Annotated in this window: 4 protein-coding genes; 1 reads left to right on the top strand and 3 read right to left on the bottom strand. The window is 39.7% G+C overall.

The annotated features are described in order from the left end of the window. Together mraW and R4I06_RS04510 are read right to left on the bottom strand one after the other, a co-directional pair. A partial coding sequence (gene mraW, locus R4I06_RS04515; RefSeq protein WP_334414392.1) for a 16S rRNA (cytosine(1402)-N(4))-methyltransferase occupies window positions 1-268 on the bottom strand: 268 nt, incomplete at its 3' end. Between the two features lie 115 nt (window positions 269-383). Beyond that, window positions 384-929 carry a 5-formyltetrahydrofolate cyclo-ligase gene (locus R4I06_RS04510; protein WP_334414391.1) on the bottom strand — a complete coding sequence of 182 codons (546 nt, stop codon included), beginning with the start codon at window positions 927-929 and terminating at the stop codon, window positions 384-386. A gap of 256 nt (window positions 930-1,185) precedes the next feature. Between R4I06_RS04510 and R4I06_RS04505 the strand changes: the two genes are divergently transcribed. After that, a complete protein-coding gene (locus R4I06_RS04505; RefSeq protein ID WP_334414390.1) occupies window positions 1,186-2,682 on the top strand; it encodes a hypothetical protein in 1,497 nt (498 codons plus the stop codon). A 133-nt stretch (window positions 2,683-2,815) separates the two neighbouring features. Here the strand turns inward: R4I06_RS04505 and R4I06_RS04500 are convergent. Continuing rightward, window positions 2,816-3,528, bottom strand: a 713-nt coding sequence (locus R4I06_RS04500) for a hypothetical protein (protein WP_334414389.1), incomplete at its 5' end; no start/stop codon positions are given.

Genomic DNA, 3,528 nt, shown 5'->3' with positions numbered 1-3,528 from the left:
CTTTTTCTATGTTGAAGTGCCCGATGATGCTTTGTAAATCGCTAAATTTGCCAAGAAAAAAGTGAGTTCTCCCCTTATATTCTTGTGACAATTTGAAAAAAAACTCTTCCGATATAGCATCCCTATCTATGCAGTATACAGTACACTGTGCGCTGTCCAATATTCCCTTGGTGTAGCCCCCTGCACCAAAAGTAGCATCTATGTATACTCCCCCATCCACCGGTGAGAGAATTTCTAACATTTCTGCAAGCAATACGGGTTTATGCATTTATGTATACGCAACCATGCTGATGTAAGTCATCTGCATCACTAAACAATAAGGAATGAAAGGTACTACTGTCTTCGATATATGTATATTGCACAGCAGCACTCACGCTATTAGTCTATCTGACAGGATTATATACATGCTTCTCAGTAATAACCAAATCTAATCCTTGGTCATGAGAGGAAACCGGCACCTTATCACAACGCTGGATATCGTATGCTATTCCTACACATAACAACAACGGATTGCTCTTTTTTAGAAAACATATGGTGCTATCATAGTAGCCTCCTCCAAATCCAAGCCTGTGTAATTGGTCGTCAAAGGCTATAAGCGGCACTAGAAGCAGCTCTGGAGTTCTTGCTTCAACTCCAAGAGTTGAATCATTATGCCACTCCTTGAAAAGAAGAACTCTGCTATCAGGAACTACAACAGGCGCCACCACCGTACACCCCATCAATTTTATATACTGCATAAGTGATAGGATGTTTATTTCTCCGTCTATCGGTATGTATCCGGAAACTACAGTCCCGACGTCAAAACTTAAAGTACGTATACAATTTTCTAAGAGCCGTGCCGAAGCTTCTTCCCTAAATGTTGAATGCAACTCCTTCCTTAGGCTCCTATAGCATTTTCTTAGACGAACTTTTTCTTCATCTAAATTCATATAGCTACCAAAACCTACTTCGTTGCACGTGCAGGAAAGTTCATTGTACTAGATTTAGAATAATTTTCACTACCATTTAAAAGTTTGTATCAATTCCATCACAACGTTCATTATTCTTATATATCCTAATAAAAGATAGGAAATCTCATGATTATAAATGGGAATTAGGTGGTTATATCGATAGCATGATACGTTTTAACATAAACTTTACCGTTTATCTGTAACGTCTCCAATTATTGTCGACTTGGTAATGACTATGAGTCTGGTTGGTACTAAAAGTATTGGTAATAGATCTATACAAGCATACATATTATCCGCCGCGATGGCGATAATTATGGAAAGTCTACACAAAAAAAGTAGATCTCTTAGCATGAAGAATACTTTAAGTATCTGCGCATCATTTATGGCAGTTGTATCTTTCTCTGCAAAACTACATGAAAACTATGTTTCCGATAAAATATTCGTATATTTTTCGCCAGAAGATATAAAAAGTGTGGTTACACTTTTCAGCCCAGAAATCTCCGTCATAGAGGCACATCCTATTTCTAAAAACGCATATGATGCACATGCGCGCAATTCGCATGTAATGTCGATAGAGCTTACCAAGCAAGTTGTAGCACCAGGAAATCCTAAGAGAGCCGCCCGTAATATCAAATTGCGGGATTACCACTATCACTACGAAGATAATCCACATAAAGAGCTTACTCCGCAACTAGTGCTAAAAATCACTGGGAAAAAGATATCGAACAATATAGAAGTGGACTTCTCTCATTCAAAACCAATCAAGAAATTTATACTCGACGTCAGGAGCAAAAAATATACGAAGTACATACCAGTGCCTGATGCAAATTTCATAGAAAAAGCAATCAGTATGCACATGGAAAAAAGGACATTTCTGTCTATTCTGCTAGAGAAGTACACAACACAAGGACACTCTTGCGCAAACGCTGAAAAAGCAATATACCTCTTGAGCAATTTTTCCCACCTTATGCATAAATCCGTACTTGTTGTGCTAAAGCAGAAGATACGGAAATCTCTTTATAGTGATATTAAACTGCACCCTCATGATACTGCTCAGTTGCAAGTATTGCTACAATACCTTGATAAAAATAATACACGACTTCCGGCTTTTACCTTGGGGGAAGCTGGACATGACTCCTTAAAAAATGACATTGCATCTTTGCTCAAGCAAAGGGCATCTAGTTACCATGTATTGCACGAGATTTTGAAACAAAATGGCGGCTCTAGGCGGCTAGCAATACAAAATGAAGAGATAATAGCGTGTTATGCAGATAACAGCCTCTCGAAAACAAGTACACTTCTAAAAAGATTTATACTAGCAGATAATACATTATCCGCGAGATTGACGGCAATTCACGGGTATATAGATGCACATAAATTATGCACACAAACAAACTTGGAGTGCACAATGCTGGAGAGTAAGTTTAAGGAAGATTCTCCAGAAAATATATATGCCCACGGCGCATTGTTAGAATGCGCACAGGAGTCAGCACAAAATGCTCCAGACGGTATTATAAATTACAGCATCGCCTCAATCATAGAACACGCCAGAAAAAAGGTATCACAAAAATACTGCGCAAGGTTATCAGATAGCGTCACTGGACTAATAGATAAGGCTTGTGTACGCGCAGATCAGCTGGAAATAAAAATTGAAAAGTCCAAAACCATATCATACATAACAGAGATTGAAGGTATATCATCACCATTCTCAGAATACTCGCAGAATAGATGAACTATATACACCCATTTCATGCCTATAAACTGCCTGTCTTATTCACCACTGGCGGTACACACCCTGCGGCCCCCTTCCTAGCCCATGCTGTTTAAACCGTGTCTGTGCCATATAAATGGCCATAGCTGAGCTTTTACCTCTGCTGATCTGCGCCATTATCACGTGCATACTTCTGCGCACCCTCTACTCTTGCATGTTTCAACAGATCTTTTACCACTATTCTTGTCTCGTCTGGACTCTTCGTACACGTGCGTCCACTGCAATCATCATAGCATTTATATATAACCTTTGTCTTCTTAATGGCATCATCTACAACTTTATCAGCACCTGACTTGACATCCTCTACATACGCCGCAGATTTTCGCTCCTTCCAGATAGCAAAACTGCACTCTTTCTCTAATTTCATCTTCTCAATCACAGCATCTACTATCTTTGCTGCATCTTCCATCACATCCTTTCTATATTTAGTAACAGCACGCTCTCTATCGCGCGCTACATCCAATTCAGCATTGCTGAATTGCATCTCATTTATAACAACATTTGCCGTTCTATCAGCTTCTTTCCTTACATCTCTTATATATCCATCCTCTGTGTAAGCCCTTTGAGCGTCATCCCCAATTACAACATCTGTCAGCCTATCTACTTCAGCCATTACGTCTCTTTCATACTCTGCAGATGTGCGCCTAAAGTAAGAATCGGCCTTTCTTTCTGCGATTTGCAGGGCTTGTGTTTCCCTACAACAGAGAGCACGCCGTATACGTGAAACTAGATTGAGAAATACGCGACATGCGAATATCGTTGCAGCTACGACAGCAAGAGATAAACAGACAACAGGCAATACCAGAC

The sequence above is a fragment of the Anaplasma bovis genome, assembly GCF_036903315.1.
In the GTDB taxonomy this organism is placed as follows: domain Bacteria; phylum Pseudomonadota; class Alphaproteobacteria; order Rickettsiales; family Anaplasmataceae; genus Anaplasma; species Anaplasma bovis.
This window is presented reverse-complemented; position numbering and strand designations above follow the sequence as displayed.